General features: G+C 46.5%; 11 protein-coding genes. 9 read left to right on the top strand and 2 right to left on the bottom strand.

The genetic code is table 11. From position 1 onward, the window contains the following. Positions 1 to 846: a DUF368 domain-containing protein gene (locus HMPREF1548_RS11995; RefSeq protein WP_021636401.1), complete on the top strand. Its 846-nt coding sequence runs from the start codon at positions 1 to 3 to the stop codon at positions 844 to 846. Here the strand turns inward: HMPREF1548_RS11995 and HMPREF1548_RS11990 are convergent. Continuing rightward, positions 815 to 1,855, bottom strand: coding sequence for an FAD:protein FMN transferase (locus tag HMPREF1548_RS11990; protein ID WP_021636400.1), 1,041 nt, complete (start codon positions 1,853 to 1,855; stop codon positions 815 to 817). The genes HMPREF1548_RS11995 and HMPREF1548_RS11990 overlap by 32 nt on opposite strands. Positions 1,856 to 2,106: 251 nt before the next feature. Here HMPREF1548_RS11990 and HMPREF1548_RS11985 point away from each other — a divergent pair, with 251 nt between their 5' ends. From HMPREF1548_RS11985 to thrC, 6 genes are all read left to right on the top strand, one after another. Then, positions 2,107 to 2,733, top strand: a complete 627-nt coding sequence (locus tag HMPREF1548_RS11985) for a cell wall hydrolase (protein ID WP_021636398.1) — start codon at positions 2,107 to 2,109, stop codon at positions 2,731 to 2,733. A 180-nt stretch (positions 2,734 to 2,913) separates the two neighbouring features. After that, on the top strand, positions 2,914 to 3,663 hold the full coding sequence (locus HMPREF1548_RS11980) for a LytR/AlgR family response regulator transcription factor (protein WP_021636397.1): 750 nt from the start codon (positions 2,914 to 2,916) through the stop codon (positions 3,661 to 3,663). After that, entirely contained in the window at positions 3,660 to 4,970 is a 1,311-nt protein-coding gene (locus HMPREF1548_RS11975) for a sensor histidine kinase (protein WP_021636396.1), read from the top strand. The genes HMPREF1548_RS11980 and HMPREF1548_RS11975 overlap by 4 nt, the downstream gene beginning before the upstream one ends. Positions 4,971 to 4,983: 13 nt before the next feature. Further along, the gene (locus tag HMPREF1548_RS29465; RefSeq protein WP_021636395.1) at positions 4,984 to 5,124 is read left to right on the top strand and encodes a hypothetical protein; all 141 of its coding nucleotides are present in this window, start codon (positions 4,984 to 4,986) and stop codon (positions 5,122 to 5,124) included. 86 nt (positions 5,125 to 5,210) lie between these two features. Then, the gene (gene lanM / locus HMPREF1548_RS11970; RefSeq protein WP_021636394.1) at positions 5,211 to 8,093 is read left to right on the top strand and encodes a type 2 lanthipeptide synthetase LanM; all 2,883 of its coding nucleotides are present in this window, start codon (positions 5,211 to 5,213) and stop codon (positions 8,091 to 8,093) included. 211 nt (positions 8,094 to 8,304) lie between these two features. Further along, positions 8,305 to 9,798, top strand: coding sequence for a threonine synthase (gene thrC, locus HMPREF1548_RS11965; protein WP_021636392.1), 1,494 nt, complete (start codon positions 8,305 to 8,307; stop codon positions 9,796 to 9,798). A gap of 74 nt (positions 9,799 to 9,872) precedes the next feature. On the opposite strand, the gene HMPREF1548_RS11960 is transcribed toward thrC, so the two are convergent. Beyond that, positions 9,873 to 11,243, bottom strand: coding sequence for a citrate/2-methylcitrate synthase (locus HMPREF1548_RS11960; RefSeq protein ID WP_021636391.1), 1,371 nt, complete (start codon positions 11,241 to 11,243; stop codon positions 9,873 to 9,875). Between the two features lie 352 nt (positions 11,244 to 11,595). On the opposite strand from HMPREF1548_RS11960, the gene deoC reads away from it, so the two are divergent. Together deoC and HMPREF1548_RS11950 are read left to right on the top strand one after the other, a co-directional pair. Continuing rightward, positions 11,596 to 12,258 (top strand): deoxyribose-phosphate aldolase, encoded by a 663-nt coding sequence (gene deoC / locus HMPREF1548_RS11955; protein WP_021636388.1) that lies wholly within the window; start codon positions 11,596 to 11,598, stop codon positions 12,256 to 12,258. Positions 12,259 to 12,333: 75 nt separating this feature from the next. Next, entirely contained in the window at positions 12,334 to 14,130 is a 1,797-nt protein-coding gene (locus tag HMPREF1548_RS11950) for an aminopeptidase P family protein (protein WP_021636387.1), read from the top strand. Positions 14,131 to 14,349: the final 219 nt, after the last annotated feature.

Below are 14,349 nucleotides of genomic sequence, written 5' to 3'. Positions count from 1 at the left end.
ATGCAGGGTAGCCAGGAAAATATGATAACTACGGTGATTAAGGGGATTTGTGTGGGAGGGACCATGCTTGTGCCCGGCTGCAGCGGCGGAAGCATGGCGATGATTCTGGGGATTTATGACAGGCTGGTTTCATCGGTCAGCTCCTTTATGAAGCATAAAAAGGAAAGTCTCTGCTTTCTTGCCCTCTTTTGCGTCGGCGGCGGGATGGGGATGGTCCTTTTCGCAAAACCTCTCCTGAGCCTGATGGAACGGTTTGAGATGCCCATGCTTTATTTTTTTATAGGGGCCGTGGGAGGCAGCGTTCCTATGATACTGAAAAAAGCGCAGTGGGAACGGAAAGGGTTGGGGAAAATCCTGTTTTTTCTGTTGGGAGCCGGCGTGGTGGGGCTGTTTGCCCTGTTGCCGTCTGACACGTTTCAGGCGGATATGAATGCAGGCCTTACTTCCTATCTGATGCTCATACTTGCCGGCGTCATTGCGGCGGTGGCCCTTGTCCTTCCGGGCATCAGCGTTTCCTATATGCTGCTTCTGATGGGAATGTATGACACGGTCATGAAAGCGATCACGCAGCTGCATCTGCCGTACCTGATTCCGGTAGGGCTGGGGCTGGCCATTGGGGTTATCGTTTCCACCAGGCTGCTTGAAAGTGCCATGGCAAGATTCCCGGGACCTGCTTATCTTTGTATTCTCGGCTTCATGGCGGCCTCTATGGCACAGGTGTTTCCCGGCCTGCCGGGAGGAAGGGAATGGCTGACCTGCCTTCTGATGCTGGCGGCAGGCTTTTTAATTATTTATTTCATTTCGGAAAAGGAAATCAGGGGTTCTGTGCAGACTGCTTCCCGCTGAGGCCGCTGCTGTAATGCAGCTTGTAATCCTCCGTAATAAAAACAGCTTCCGTATCAGGAAGGGATTCTATCAGCGCCATTCCTTCCTCCGGCCCCAGGACAAAGGCAGTGGTGCTAAGCGCGTCGCCCTCCATGGAAGAGGAGGACAGGATGGTGACGCCCAGCAGCCCGTTTTCCACAGGATAGCCGGTAAAGGGATCCAGAAGATGATGGTAGCGTTTACCGTCCTTTTCAAAATACCTTTCATAAACACCGGAGGAAACCAGGGAGCGATCTGATAGGGAAAGGGTGGTCAGCGCTGTATTCTGCGTATCGAAGGGGTTGCGCACGCCGATTTCAAAGGGAGAGCCGTCCGGTTTGCTGCCTACGGCCAGAATGTTGCCGCCAAGATTGATCAGGGCGCTTTCCACCCCCTTTTCCAACAGACTTTCCTTTAAGCGATCCGCGATAAATCCCTTTGCAATGAACCCCAGATCCACCTGGGTCTGCGGATCGGTTAACGTGACTGTATTTCCGTCGATGCGGATATTTTTATAATTAATATGAGGAAGAAGAGCCAGGATATCGGCAGCCGCCGGTATCTTTTTTTGTGCGTTTTTGTCCGCGGCCTGACCGGTAAAATTCCACAAATCCATCAGAGGGGCAACGGTGGGATCGATTCTGCCTCCGCTTAATTCGGCATATTTGCAGGCCTGTCCCAGGAGGTAAGCCGTATCCTCAGATACCGTGACGGGAACGCCGCCGCTGTGGTTAAGGCGGTAGATATCGCTGCCCTGAAGCGTTCGGCTCAGCTTTTTTTCATAATCATCACACAGCAGCAGACAGTCCTTAAGTACCCGGGCATCTTTGCTTCGGTAAACCGTTATCGTAATGACCGTATTGAAATAAAAACCGGATTCTGAATAAGGAACGCTTTCCCGGCCGCATCCGTTTAAGAAAATGCCTGAAAGCAGAAAAACAAGTAAAAGAGCAGAAATTATTTTATTATGACGAAATATGCGATGCTTCATGAAGAACCTCTTTTTCTTCCGGAATAATTAATGGATGTCCCGGAAATGCCGTAAATACGGCTTTTTCTTTATGCCGATCATTATAACATGTTTTCCTAAGCGGGACAAATCCTTTCCGGGTTTGAAAACTTGTCTTAAAACAGATATATTTTGCGTACCTGCTGTATAAAATATGAATATAGTATTGAATAAGTATTACAAAATGATTACGTTTCAGGCTAAAACAGCAGAAAGGTATGGTGTATTCATAGATGCAATATAAAAAATACGGGCTGGTTTTATTATTGTCCAATTTGCTTGTGGTTACAGCATGGCTGTGTGTGCGCGGTGTGGAGATAAATACCATTGCCTCCAGGCAGGCCTTCAGGGCGTCTGTTATGGAAGATATCGCCGACTTTCAGGAGACAAGCGTCAGTACTGTGGTGCAGGCGGCTTCCTCGGATCAGCGGGTTATCCATTGCGGCGTTCTGGAGAAAAAGCCGGTTTACCAGTTAAACGATGCGGATTATGAAGCGCTTTTGAAAATTGTGGAGGCGGAGGCCGGCGGTGAAGATGAGAACGGCAAGCTTCTTGTTGCCAACGTTGTTTTAAACAGGGTAAACAGCAATATTTTCCCCGACACGGTGACCGGAGTGGTCTATCAGAAGGAGTTCGGTGTCTGCCAGTTTTCCCCGGTCAGCGACGGCAGAATCAACAGGGTGAGGGTGAGCGAGGAAACCCGGCGTGCCGTGGAACGAGCTGTTTACGGGGAAGATATCTCCCAGGGCGCATTGTATTTTGTCGCGCGTCGTGCCGTGGCGCCGGATCGGATGCAGTGGTTTGATAATCACCTGACATGGCTGTTTGCTTATGGCGGGCATGAATTTTTTGGAAGCTGAGGCGGAAATTGGGATGTAATGGACTGCGTCCGCAAAATATGAGGTTTTTCTAAAAAAATAAGATAAATATTTCCTTTTAAATTGAAATCGTATATAATTATAACCGTTATGTATGCCGTTTGAGGTCAAAAAAGTGCCATTGGAGGACAAAGGAATCTTTTTCCAGAATAAGCAGGTATAATGAATGCGAAACCAGATAGGGGGGCAGAGGATTTGTTGAAAATAGCTTTGGTTGATGACAATACCGACTTTCTTCTGCTTCTGCGTAAAAAAGTGCACACGTTCTTTGATGGCAAAAATGTTTTGTGCGAGGTCAGACTTTTCCCTAACCCGGAGGTTTTTTATTTTGATCTGGAAGAAGGATTTCAATATGATATCTGTTTTCTGGACATCGAAATGCCACAAATGAACGGCCTGGAACTTGCGCGAAAAATCCGGGAAGCTGCACAGGCGACTTATCTGATTTTCATTACCTCATATCTACAATATGCCGTGGAAGGGTATGAGGTAAAAGCTTTTTCCTATATCCCAAAGAATCTCCTGGAAGAGAAGCTGGAGGCGACTCTTCTGGGGATTTTGGGGGAAATGCAAAAGAAAGTAGAAAAATATTATTTTGTTGAAACTAATTCCCGATTTGAACGGATAGAGTATCAGGAAATAATATATGTTTACAAAAATAATAAAAATGCAGTTTTCGTCTTAATTGACAGGGAAGTTCCGGTACGCAAGTCACTCCAGGAGGTCTACATACAGCTGGATTCCAGCGAGTTCCTTTGTGTGGAGCGAGGTTATATCGTTAATATCAAGCATATTGTAAAGCTCGAAAATAAAGAGATTACGCTCAGAAACGGAAAGCGGCTTCAGATTGGCAGAACACATATGAAAGAGGTAAAAGAGGCTATCCATTATTTTTGGAGGGATAGGATGTGATTTGGCTGAGAGTTGCGCAGGGTGTGCTTTGTGCCGTGGAGATTTGCGGGCTATATTATTTACTTCAGGTGTTCTTTGATAAGAGGAGCAATAAAGCCTGGAGTAATATTTTGTGGTTTTTGTCGGGAGTTTTACTTTGGGGGATAACTGTAATACAGCGTGATGGGACATCGATGTATTCTCGGTATTATATGATGTTTTGTATAGTACTGTCACTTGTTAATGCAGAGTTGTTCTTTAGAATAAGATTTTTTAAAGCAGTTTTAATTACAGTACTTTATTTTGAAACTGTTTATTTTATTGATATTCTTTTGGGATATTTTGGACAAACACTCTTTTTTAGTGATAATTTTATTGATAAAGTTCAATTTTGTGTTAGTATTGAAAGAGTGATAATAATGCTAATGAGTAGAATTATACTATTGGCAATTCTTGCTTTCATATTAAAGAGACGAAATGTTATAAGGAAGATTTTCCCTAAATATCAACTAATATTTGGAGGCTTTGTATTTATTGAATATTTAGGATTATTTTCCTGTGAGAGAGTTTTTTATCCTACAGTGCGAAACGATGGAAGAACAGACATAGTTTTTGCCCTATTTCCGTTACTAATTGCTATTATTCTGATTTTTATTGTTATATATATTATATATACAGAAAAGATGAATGAGATAAATTTAGTATTTAGTAAGAATTCAATGTTAGAAAAGAATTATCAGGATATGTTTTTACTATATCAAAAACGAGATAGAATTTATCATGATATGAAAAATCATTTGGCTGTTCTGTCATTATTGATTGCGGATAAAGATTTGGAAAGAGCTGAAGAATATATAAGTGAAATTATTACACCTATAGTAGAGGTTGAACATAAGAAATTTACAAATAATCGTATTGTAGATATTATTTTGAATGATAAATTAGAAAAAGCAAGTAATTATGATATCTTACTTGAGATCAAAACAGATTGTTTGGCTGAAACTGAAATACAGGATATTGATTGGTGCTCTATTCTTGCCAATTTATTAGATAACGCCATTGAAGCATGTATTAAAGTAGAAGCAGGTCCTAAATGGATTAATGTAAATATTAGCCAAAATGATTGTGCTATATTTATAAAAATTTCGAATACATATAATGGTAAGTTAACAGTATTAGGCGGTAAACTTTATAGTAGGAAAACTGATGATGGCTTACATGGTTTAGGTATTGAAAGTGTTCAATATGCCGTAGAGAAATACAATGGGGTATTGGAATACGATTGGAAAGAGGATATATTTATAGTTAATATATCATTATTTAGTTAAGGAGGAGAAGAAAATGGAGAAAAACAGAGAAATGTTTATGGAGAATGCAGGTGATATTTTCTTTGAAATGAAAGAAAATGAGCTTGAAGCAAATGGTGTTGAAGCGCCTCTTGTTACTAATTCTACTGGCTTTCTTTCAATCTACTGCTGTTAGATGAGATAGAAGGGCAAGATGCTATGGCATCTTGCCTTTTTTCTCGTAAAAACTAGCGATTGATTTATGACACTTAAGGAAATTTTATGAAAGAATATTTTAAAAATAACATTTTATCCTCAAAAGATTATGAGCAGGCTTTATCATTTACTTTTGGGACTTTTTATATTCCCTTTCTAAACGAGACAAAGTATGAATATTTGCAGGCCGTTTATAACATGAATAAATGTGAAAATCCAGACACTCTTTTCTGTCCGGGAATGCCCGAGCTAATCTTATCCCGTCTCCACGCCGTCTGCGTCCGCACCCTCATAGTAGAAATGAGCATGTACAAAGCCGCCGGAAAGCTGGAAGGAGGCAGCAGCAGTGAAGAATATCAGTTTTTTAATGAACAGATTCTTGGCAGAAAGGAACTGCGGGAAGAGCTTTTTGAAGTATATCCCCTTCTGGCGGAAAATATCAGAAGGACCATCAGCCAATCCGCGGCTTTTCTAAGCGAAATGCGAAACCGTCTGGAAGCAGATCGGAAGGAAATTGAAAAAAACATACTTCACGGCAGACCCATGGGAAATATCACAGGGATTCAAGACATGGCGGCGGATTGCCACTGTAATGGGAAATGTGTGTTAAAAATAGAAACGGATCAGGGTGATACTTTCCTGTATAAACCCAGGAATGGCCAAACGGAAAAGGCATTTCTCAATCTGCTGAATTATTTTTATGAAGGAATGCAACTGGACGGTTTTACCTATGGTATGGTTCTGCGGGAGGAATATGCCTGGATCGAATGGGTTTCCCCACAGGAGTGTACGCAGCTGTCTCAGACAGAACGGTATTTCAGGCGTCTGGGCGTTTGTGTTTTTCTAAGCTTTTTACTGGGGACCGGAGATCTGCACTATGAGAACATGATAGCTCATGGAGAATATCCGGTTCCTGTGGATACGGAGGTGCTTTGCACAACAGCCGGAGGGAAAAAGGAGCCTGCAGAGAATTATTCCGCGGAAAGTTATTCCGTACTGTACAGCGGAATCCTTCCTGACCCGGCGAGGCAGACGCATGTAAATGTGCTGAATGCGGGGGAAGGTCAAAAAGCGGCAATAAAAGTGGCCAGGGTGATCAATGACAAAACCTCCGATATGAAAATCGCATATGAAAATCCACAGATGCCCGCAGGAAAAAATCAGGTGGTGCTGAGTGGAAACAAAATATCCCCGACTGCCTATAAATCTGCCATTATTTCAGGATTTCGGGAAGCCGGCCTGATGTTTTTGAAAGATAAAAACAAAATGGTTCAGAAAATTATGGAGGAAATCCGGGACTGCAGAGTTCGTGTGCTCCTGGACAATACGCAGAGATATGCCACTCTTTTATCCGGCAGCAGCCATCCCATGGTTTTGCAGAAGGAAGAGAACCAAAGGAAGCTTTTTGAGAACCTGTATGCAGGAAAGACGGCGCTGACCGGGGCGGAAAAGAAGGCAGTGGAATATGGGATCCGGGATTTGCAGGAGGGCGATATTCCTTATTATTTTACAAGGCCTGACAGCTGCGCCCTTTTTGCCTCAGGAGGAGAGGAAATACCGGACTATTTTCCCCTGTCCTTCATAGATTGTCTTAAAAACAGAGCGGACAGGTTGTGCACGAAAGAGCTTGTCAGGCAGGAACAAATCATCGGGCTGTCGATGGATTTGTCAGGCTATGACAAAACGGACTTCATCAATTCTTATGTCTCCCTCCCGGTGCAGATAGTGCCTGGTAGGGACAGGGAGCGAAGGTTTTATGAAAAAGCATTGGAAATAGCGGAGCAGATTGGGCAGGCTGCCCTATGGGACGAAAAAAGAGAGCATGTGAACTGGATAGAACCGGTTCTGGCAGGTGTGAAGGAAGAAGGAATCCGGCTTTCGCAGGGGGATTATTATCTCTATAACGGAACCGCAGGAATTGCCGTATTTCTTCATGCGGTTAATAAAGCAAGCGGAAAACAGGAAGAACTGTGCCGGGCGGTGCGAAATACTCTTTTTCATTATACAAACCGCTGCCTGGAGGACAGAAGGAACCTGGCGTCGGAGAGTACGGGCGCTTTCTGCGGAGAAGCTTCCATATGTTATGCATATCAGGCAATGTATCGGATAACAGGAGAAATGGTTTTTCTGGAATATGCTGAAAAACACAGCCAGTTGCTGCCGGAGCTGATAGAGAAGGATACCGTTTACGATCTGGTATATGGAAATGCCGGAGCGGTCCTGATTCTGTGCAGCATGTATGAGCTTACCTCTTCGGAAGCGTATCTGCGGCTTGCCCGCAGGGCCGCGGATATCCTCGCTGCCAATGTCAAAAAGCAGGAAAAAGGGGGCGGCTGGCCTAACCGGGCATCCCAGGCTGCACTGGCCGGAATGTCCCACGGCGGCAGCGGTTTTCTGCCGGGGCTGGCAAAACTTGACTATCTGCTGAAAAGTACGGAATATGAACCTGTCCTGTCGGAAGCTCTCGCCTATGAACGCAGCCTTTACAGTGAAAAATGGCATAACTGGGCGGATCTGCGCCAGGAAGAGGGCGAAGGGCGCTGGCAGGCGGGAGCCTGGTGCCATGGCTTCGGCGGTATTGCCGCGGCACGGCTTGCCTGTCTGCCCTACGTGGACGGGAAGCTGAAGAAAGTGATGGAAGAGGACTTACGACTGGCGGAGCATGGCTTTCTGGCGCTTCGAAGAAGAAAAGGGATGTGTTTATGCCATGGAAATATGGGAATGCTTCTCCTTCTTGAGCGTTATGGGAAAACGTTTCCGTCAGAACAGCTTGCGCTGGTGAAGAATGCTCTTTCCGGGGCAGCTTTGGAGGAACTGGAGAAGGGGCGTCTTATGCCTCAGGAAAAATACGCCAGGGGCTTAATGAGCGGCATGTCCGGCATTGGCTATGCCTGCCTGAAGCTGGCCGGATTTACAACGCTTCCGGATATTCTGGTGTGTGGAATCTGAATCGTGAAAAACAAAACCGGGGAAATGTCTTTCTGAGAAATACAAAAGTGTGTCAGAAACGGATTGCATCAGGAAAGAATGTATGTTATACTGATGAACTGACAGGGGAACGGCACGATGGAAACCTGTCCGGATGTATACAGGAAATGCACAGGCTGTAAATCATATGAGAAAGTGAGCCTGCCCCGGCAGGCGGTGAGGAGATTGTGAAATGGAAATCTTATACAGGAGTACCAGAAGTAACGCGTCAGTAAGCGCTTCCCAGGCAATTCTGAAGGGACTTTCAGAGGACGGGGGCCTTTTCGTACCGGAGAGAATCCCCCAATTGGATAAGTCGCTGGAAGAACTGGGCAGTATGACTTACGGAGAAGTGGCTTATGAGGTTATGAAGCTTTTTCTCACTGATTTTACGGAGGAAGAGCTGAAGAAGTGTATTGCCAATGCCTATGACAGCAAATTTGACACGGAAGTGATTGCGCCCATGGCGGAAGCGGACGGTGCTTATTATCTGGAGCTTTTCCATGGAAAAACCATTGCTTTTAAGGACATGGCGCTATCCATCCTTCCTCATCTGATGATTACGGCGGCAGCGAAGAATAAAGCGGATAAGGAAATTGTCATTCTTACGGCAACCTCCGGGGATACCGGGAAGGCGGCCCTGGCGGGCTTTGCGGATGTGCCGGGAACGAAAATCATTGTTTTTTACCCCAAGAACGGCGTCAGCCCGATCCAGGAGAAGCAGATGGTTACCCAGAAAGGGGCCAATACCCATGTGGTGGGTATTCATGGCAATTTTGACGATGCCCAGACCGGTGTAAAGAAGCTCTTTTCCGATAAAGAACTGGAAAAAGAGATGGCGGCTGGGGGATATCAGTTTTCCTCCGCGAACTCCATTAACATAGGACGCCTGGTTCCCCAGATTGTTTATTACGTATATGCGTATGTGCAGCTGCTGGCGGAAGGCAAGCTTGCAAAGGGTGAGAAAATCAACGTGACGGTTCCTACCGGTAATTTCGGCAATATTCTGGCGGCGTTTTACGCGAAGAATATGGGGCTTCCCATCAATAAGCTGATTTGCGCCTCCAATGAGAACAAGGTGCTTTACGACTTCTTTTCCACAGGGGAATATGATCGCAACCGTGAATTCGTGCTGACCAGTTCTCCTTCCATGGATATTCTGATCTCCAGCAATCTGGAGCGCCTGATATACCGCATTGCCGGAAATGATCCGGAAAAGACGGCAGATTTGATGAAAGCGCTGGGCGGTGACGGAAAATATGAAATCACGCCGGAAATGAAAGCGCAGCTGGGTGATTTTTATGGCAATTATGCAAAAGAGGAGGAAGGATTCGCAAAGATCAGGGCTCTTTATGAGGATACGGGCTATGTGATTGATACCCATACCGCAGTGGCGGCCGCTGTTTATGACAAGTATAAAGAAGCGACAGGGGATAAGGATACCGTAACGGTCATCGCTTCCACAGCCAGTCCCTTTAAATTCACAAGAAGCGTGCTGCAGGCCATTGATCCCAAATATGCGGATGCTTCCTGGGGAGATTTTGAGCTGGTTGACGAGTTGGCCCGCATTGCCAATGTGGAGATCCCTGCGGCAATCGAAGAGATCCGGACAGCTCCTGTACTGCATGATACCGTATGTGAAAAAGACGGCATGAAGGATGTTGTAAAGAGCTTCCTCGGGCTATAAAGAAATAATAACCTGAACTGAACGGTTTTTTATTGCACAAAAAAACAGGCCGGCGTTGTGTGCCGGCCTGTTTATTATTTTCTGTCCCTGAGACTGATATAATCTTTGTCCGTACAAATGGTTTTGTAAGCGGGACGGATGATTTTGCCGTTGTTGGCAAGCTCTTCCATGCGGTGTGCGCTCCAGCCCACCATACGTGCGATGGCGAATATCGGAGTATACAGCTCAGTGGGAAGGCCGAGCATGTTGTAAACGAAGCCGGAATAGAAGTCTACGTTTACGCTGACGCCCTTGTACATCTGTCTTTCCCCGGAAATAACGCTGGGGGCGAGCTTTTCCACCAGATTGTAAAGTTCAAATTCCTTATGAAGCCCTTTTTCTTCCGAAAGCTTTTCCACGAACGTCTTCAGAATAACAGCTCTCGGATCCGATTTGGAATAAACTGCATGACCAACGCCGTAAATCAGTCCTGCGTGGTCGAATGCGTCCTTGCTCAGCAGGCGTTCCAGATAACGGGAAACCTCTTCTTCGTCCGCCCAGTCCTTTACTTCCTTCTTCATATCCTCAAACATCTGCATTACCTTGATGTTCGCACCGCCGTGACGGGGACCCTTCAGGGAGCCGATGGCAGCAGCCATTACGGAATAGGTATCCGTCAGGGAGGAGGTTACAACATGGGTTGTAAAGGAGGAGTTATTGCCGCCGCCGTGCTCCATGTGCAGAATCATACAGATATCAAGGATTCTGGCTTCCAGTGGGGTATAAGAGCTGTCGGGACGCAGGATATGGAGGATATTTTCCGCCATGGACCCTTCGGTCATCGGCTGATGAATGAAGAGACTGTTGCCGTCATGATAATGGCTGTAAGCCTGGTATCCGTAGATGGATAGCATCGGGCAGAGACTGATAAGCTGTAAGCACTGTCTGAGTACATTGGGAAGGGAAACATCATCCGCCCTGTCATCATAGGAGTAGAGCGTCAGGATGCTTCTGGCAAGCGTGTTCATCATATCCTTGCTGGGGGCCTTCATAATGATGTCCCTCACAAAGCTTGTGGGGAGGCTTCTGTAATAAATAAGCAGCTTTTCAAATTCGGCAAGCTCTTCCCTGGTGGGCAGCTTGTTGAAAAGCAGCAGATATGTAACCTCTTCAAAACCGAACCTGTGATCCTTGTGAAAACCTTCAACCAGATCGTTAACCTCATAGCCTCTGTAAAAAAGGTGACCGTCGCAGGGGACCGATTTACCATCCACCATCTTTGTAGCGCGTACATCGGAAATATTCGTTAGTCCGGCAAGCACGCCTTTTCCGTTCAGGTCTCGAAGTCCTCTTTTGACATCGTATTTGGTGTAAAGCTCGGTATCGATGACACCTGCTTCTTTGCTTAATTCAGCCAATCGTACGATTTCGGGAGTAACATCAGAATAGCTGTTGTGTTCTTCCATTCAATCAACCACCTTTCCTCATAATATTATTGTCTGCTTTGCTTTTCATCCGGCCATTTTTAGTTTGACACGTTAAAAAAGAAAAGTAGATAATTAACATAATAACATGGATGAGAATTTGAAACAAGAAAAAATGTATTTATTTAGAAACATTTAACATTTCGTTCACGATTCGGGATAGCTTTTTTGTGCGTATTGTATTACAATATTAAGCGGTATTGTGGTATTGTCCGGCTTTCCCCAGGAAGGCTCTTTTGTTATGGACCTCCGGTGCCATAGTGAAAGGAACAGCCCGGGGAGAACCGGACGGTAACGCAGTAGCACTAATATAGGAAGGAAGGTGTTGAAGGAAATGGATAAAAAAGAAATATTAAGACATATTGACCACACCCTTTTGAAGCCCTATGCCGTATGGGAGGACATTGAAAAGCTGTGCCGGGAAGCTGTGGAATATGGAACGGCATCCGTATGCATTCCTCCCTGCTATGTGGGCAGGGTGCATGATAAGTTCGAAACGCTTAATATCTGCACGGTAGTCGGTTTCCCTCTGGGCTACAGCGTGACCGCAGCGAAGGCGGCGGAAGTGGAACAGGCGGTCAGAGACGGCGCCAACGAAATAGATATGGTAGTGAATATCAGCGATGTTAAGAATCATCAGTACGGCAAGGTGGAAGCGGAAATCCGCATGCTGAAGGAGGCCTGCCAGGGCCGTGTAATGAAGGTGATTATAGAAACCTGCTTCCTGACGGAGGAAGAGAAGATTGCCATGTGCCAGGCGGTTACCAAGGCCGGGGCGGATTATATCAAGACCTCCACAGGCTTTGGCACGGGAGGGGCTACCCTGGAGGATGTTAAGCTTTTCAAAGAGCATATCGGCCCCGGCGTAAAAATCAAGGCGGCCGGCGGCGTGAAAACCAGAGAGGATCTGGAGATGTTTCTGGAGGCGGGCTGCGACAGAATCGGAACCTCCTCCGCAGTGGGGCTTCTCAAGGGAGAGGCCGCAAAGGATTATTAATGCCGTCAGGCAGAAGCTTTAGCAGACAGTCAACAATACCGGGTCCGGTTCCCGGCGGGAAAAGGAGAAAAAGTTATGAATCAGGTAATACAGGAGCGTATTGCTGCGCTCAGGAAGGTGATGGAAAGGGAAGGCGTGGACTATTACATGGTGCCTACGGCCGACTTCCATAATTCCGAATATGTGGATCAGTATTTTAAAATGAGAGAATATCTTTCCGGCTTCACAGGATCCAACGGGACCCTGGTGGTCAGCGCCGGGGAAGCGGGACTGTGGACGGACGGACGCTATTTTATCCAAGCGGAAAACGAACTGAAGGGAACAGGCATCCGGCTGTTCAGGATGCTGGACGAGGGCGTGCCTACCATTCAGGAATATCTGCAGGCGAATATGAAGGAAGGCCAGACGCTGGGCTTTGACGGCAGAGTGGTGGATACCGCTTTCGGCTGCAGGCTGGAGAAGGCGCTTTCTGATAAGAAAATTATTTTTGCCTATGATAAGGATCTGGCGGATGAGGTATGGGCGGACAGGCCCGGGCTGCCAAGCCACCCGGTCATAGTTCTTGAGGAAGCCATCTGCGGAAGGACTGCAGGGGAAAAAATGGCAGAGGTCCGCAGCGCCATGGAAAAAGAAGGAACCGATGCGTTCCTGTTAAGCAAGCTGGACGATATCATGTGGCTGTTCAATATCCGCGGAGGGGACGTGGAGTGCAATCCGGTGGCTCTTTCCTATGCTTATCTGACGGCAAAGGAATGTTTCCTTTTCATCCAGGAGACGGAGGTGACGGACGCGCTCAGGGAGCATGCTGCCAAGTATGGCATCGTCCTGAAAAAATATGATGAAACAGCGGACTTCCTGAAGAACAGGACGGAAAAGGAATGTGTTCTCTATGACGGACGCAATACCAGCTATGCCCTTTACCGCACCCTTACGGAAAAAGGGGAGTGCAGGGATGCAAAGAATCCCACGGAGCTGATGAAGGCTGTGAAAAACGAAGTGGAGCTTGCCCATATGGAGGAAGTATACCTCAAGGACAGCGCGGCAGTGTGCAGGTTTATTTACTGGCTGAAGAAAAATGTGGGCAAAATGAAGATTACCGAGGTAACAGCGGCGGATTATCTGGATCATCTCAGAAGCGAAATCGACGGTTATCTGGATCTGTCCTTCCCCACCATCGCAGGCTACAAAGAAAATGCGGCCATGATGCATTATGAAGCCACTTCCGACAACTGCAAGGAGCTGGAAGCGGAAGGAATGCTGCTGGTGGATTCAGGCGGACAGTATCTGGGAGGCACCACGGATGTGACCAGAACCATTGTGCTTGGCCCCGTATCAGAGGAGATCAGGGAACATTTTACGGCTGTGGCTGTGGGGATGCTGCAGCTGACCAACGCCAGGTTCCTGTATGGCTGTACGGGAAGAAACCTGGATATTCTGGCCAGGCAGCCCATGTGGGACAGAAATATCGATTATAAATGCGGCACCGGCCACGGCGTAGGCTACATTCTGAACGTGCACGAAGGACCGCAGGGAATCCGCTGGCGTTTTACGGAAGGACAGAGCGAGTCAGTGATCGAGGCGGGCATGGACGTAACCAATGAACCCGGCGTATATATAGAAGGAAGCCACGGAATCCGTACGGAGAATGTGATGGTTGCCCGCAATGGCGTGAAGAACGGGGATGGACAGTTCATGTATTTTGATACCCTTACCTATGTGCCCATTGACCTGGAAGGCATCAATCCTTCCCTGATGGAGCCGGGACAGATCCGGATGCTTAACGAATACCACAAAGCTGTTTATGAGAAGATTTCTCCTTTGCTTACGGAAGAAGAGAGGATCTGGCTGAAGGAAGAGACAAGGGAAATATAAAAATATTCTTAAATCGCTAAATTAGAATTAGAAAATCTTGACTTTTAAACCCTGCTTTGAGATAATAATACAGGTGTGCAGGCACGATTACGGCGGTTACGCTGTGAAAAGGCCGCGCCGGTGCGGTTTTCACTGCCGCATTGGTGAAAAGATGCGCATTGCAAGGCGTGAAGCCGTGGATTTGCAACAGAAACGGCTCTTCGGACAAGCCTAAACAGC

The organism is Clostridium sp. KLE 1755 (assembly GCF_000466465.2).
GTDB lineage: Bacteria > Bacillota > Clostridia > Lachnospirales > Lachnospiraceae > Eisenbergiella > Eisenbergiella porci.
This window is presented reverse-complemented; position numbering and strand designations above follow the sequence as displayed.

Excerpts from the sequence above, each read along its gene's own strand:
- HMPREF1548_RS11995 (WP_021636401.1), top strand. The coding sequence starts at position 1 with ATGCAGGGTAGCCAGGAAAATATGATAACTACGGTGATTAAGGGGATT.
- HMPREF1548_RS11985 (WP_021636398.1), top strand. The coding sequence starts at position 2,107 with ATGCAATATAAAAAATACGGGCTGGTTTTATTATTGTCCAATTTGCTT.
- HMPREF1548_RS11960 (WP_021636391.1), bottom strand. The coding sequence starts at position 11,243 with ATGGAAGAACACAACAGCTATTCTGATGTTACTCCCGAAATCGTACGA.
- HMPREF1548_RS11990 (WP_021636400.1), bottom strand. The coding sequence starts at position 1,855 with ATGAAGCATCGCATATTTCGTCATAATAAAATAATTTCTGCTCTTTTA.
- deoC (WP_021636388.1), top strand. The coding sequence starts at position 11,596 with ATGGATAAAAAAGAAATATTAAGACATATTGACCACACCCTTTTGAAG.
- lanM (WP_021636394.1), top strand. The coding sequence starts at position 5,211 with ATGAAAGAATATTTTAAAAATAACATTTTATCCTCAAAAGATTATGAG.
- HMPREF1548_RS29465 (WP_021636395.1), top strand. The coding sequence starts at position 4,984 with ATGGAGAAAAACAGAGAAATGTTTATGGAGAATGCAGGTGATATTTTC.
- HMPREF1548_RS11950 (WP_021636387.1), top strand. The coding sequence starts at position 12,334 with ATGAATCAGGTAATACAGGAGCGTATTGCTGCGCTCAGGAAGGTGATG.
- thrC (WP_021636392.1), top strand. The coding sequence starts at position 8,305 with ATGGAAATCTTATACAGGAGTACCAGAAGTAACGCGTCAGTAAGCGCT.
- HMPREF1548_RS11980 (WP_021636397.1), top strand. The coding sequence starts at position 2,914 with ATGAATGCGAAACCAGATAGGGGGGCAGAGGATTTGTTGAAAATAGCT.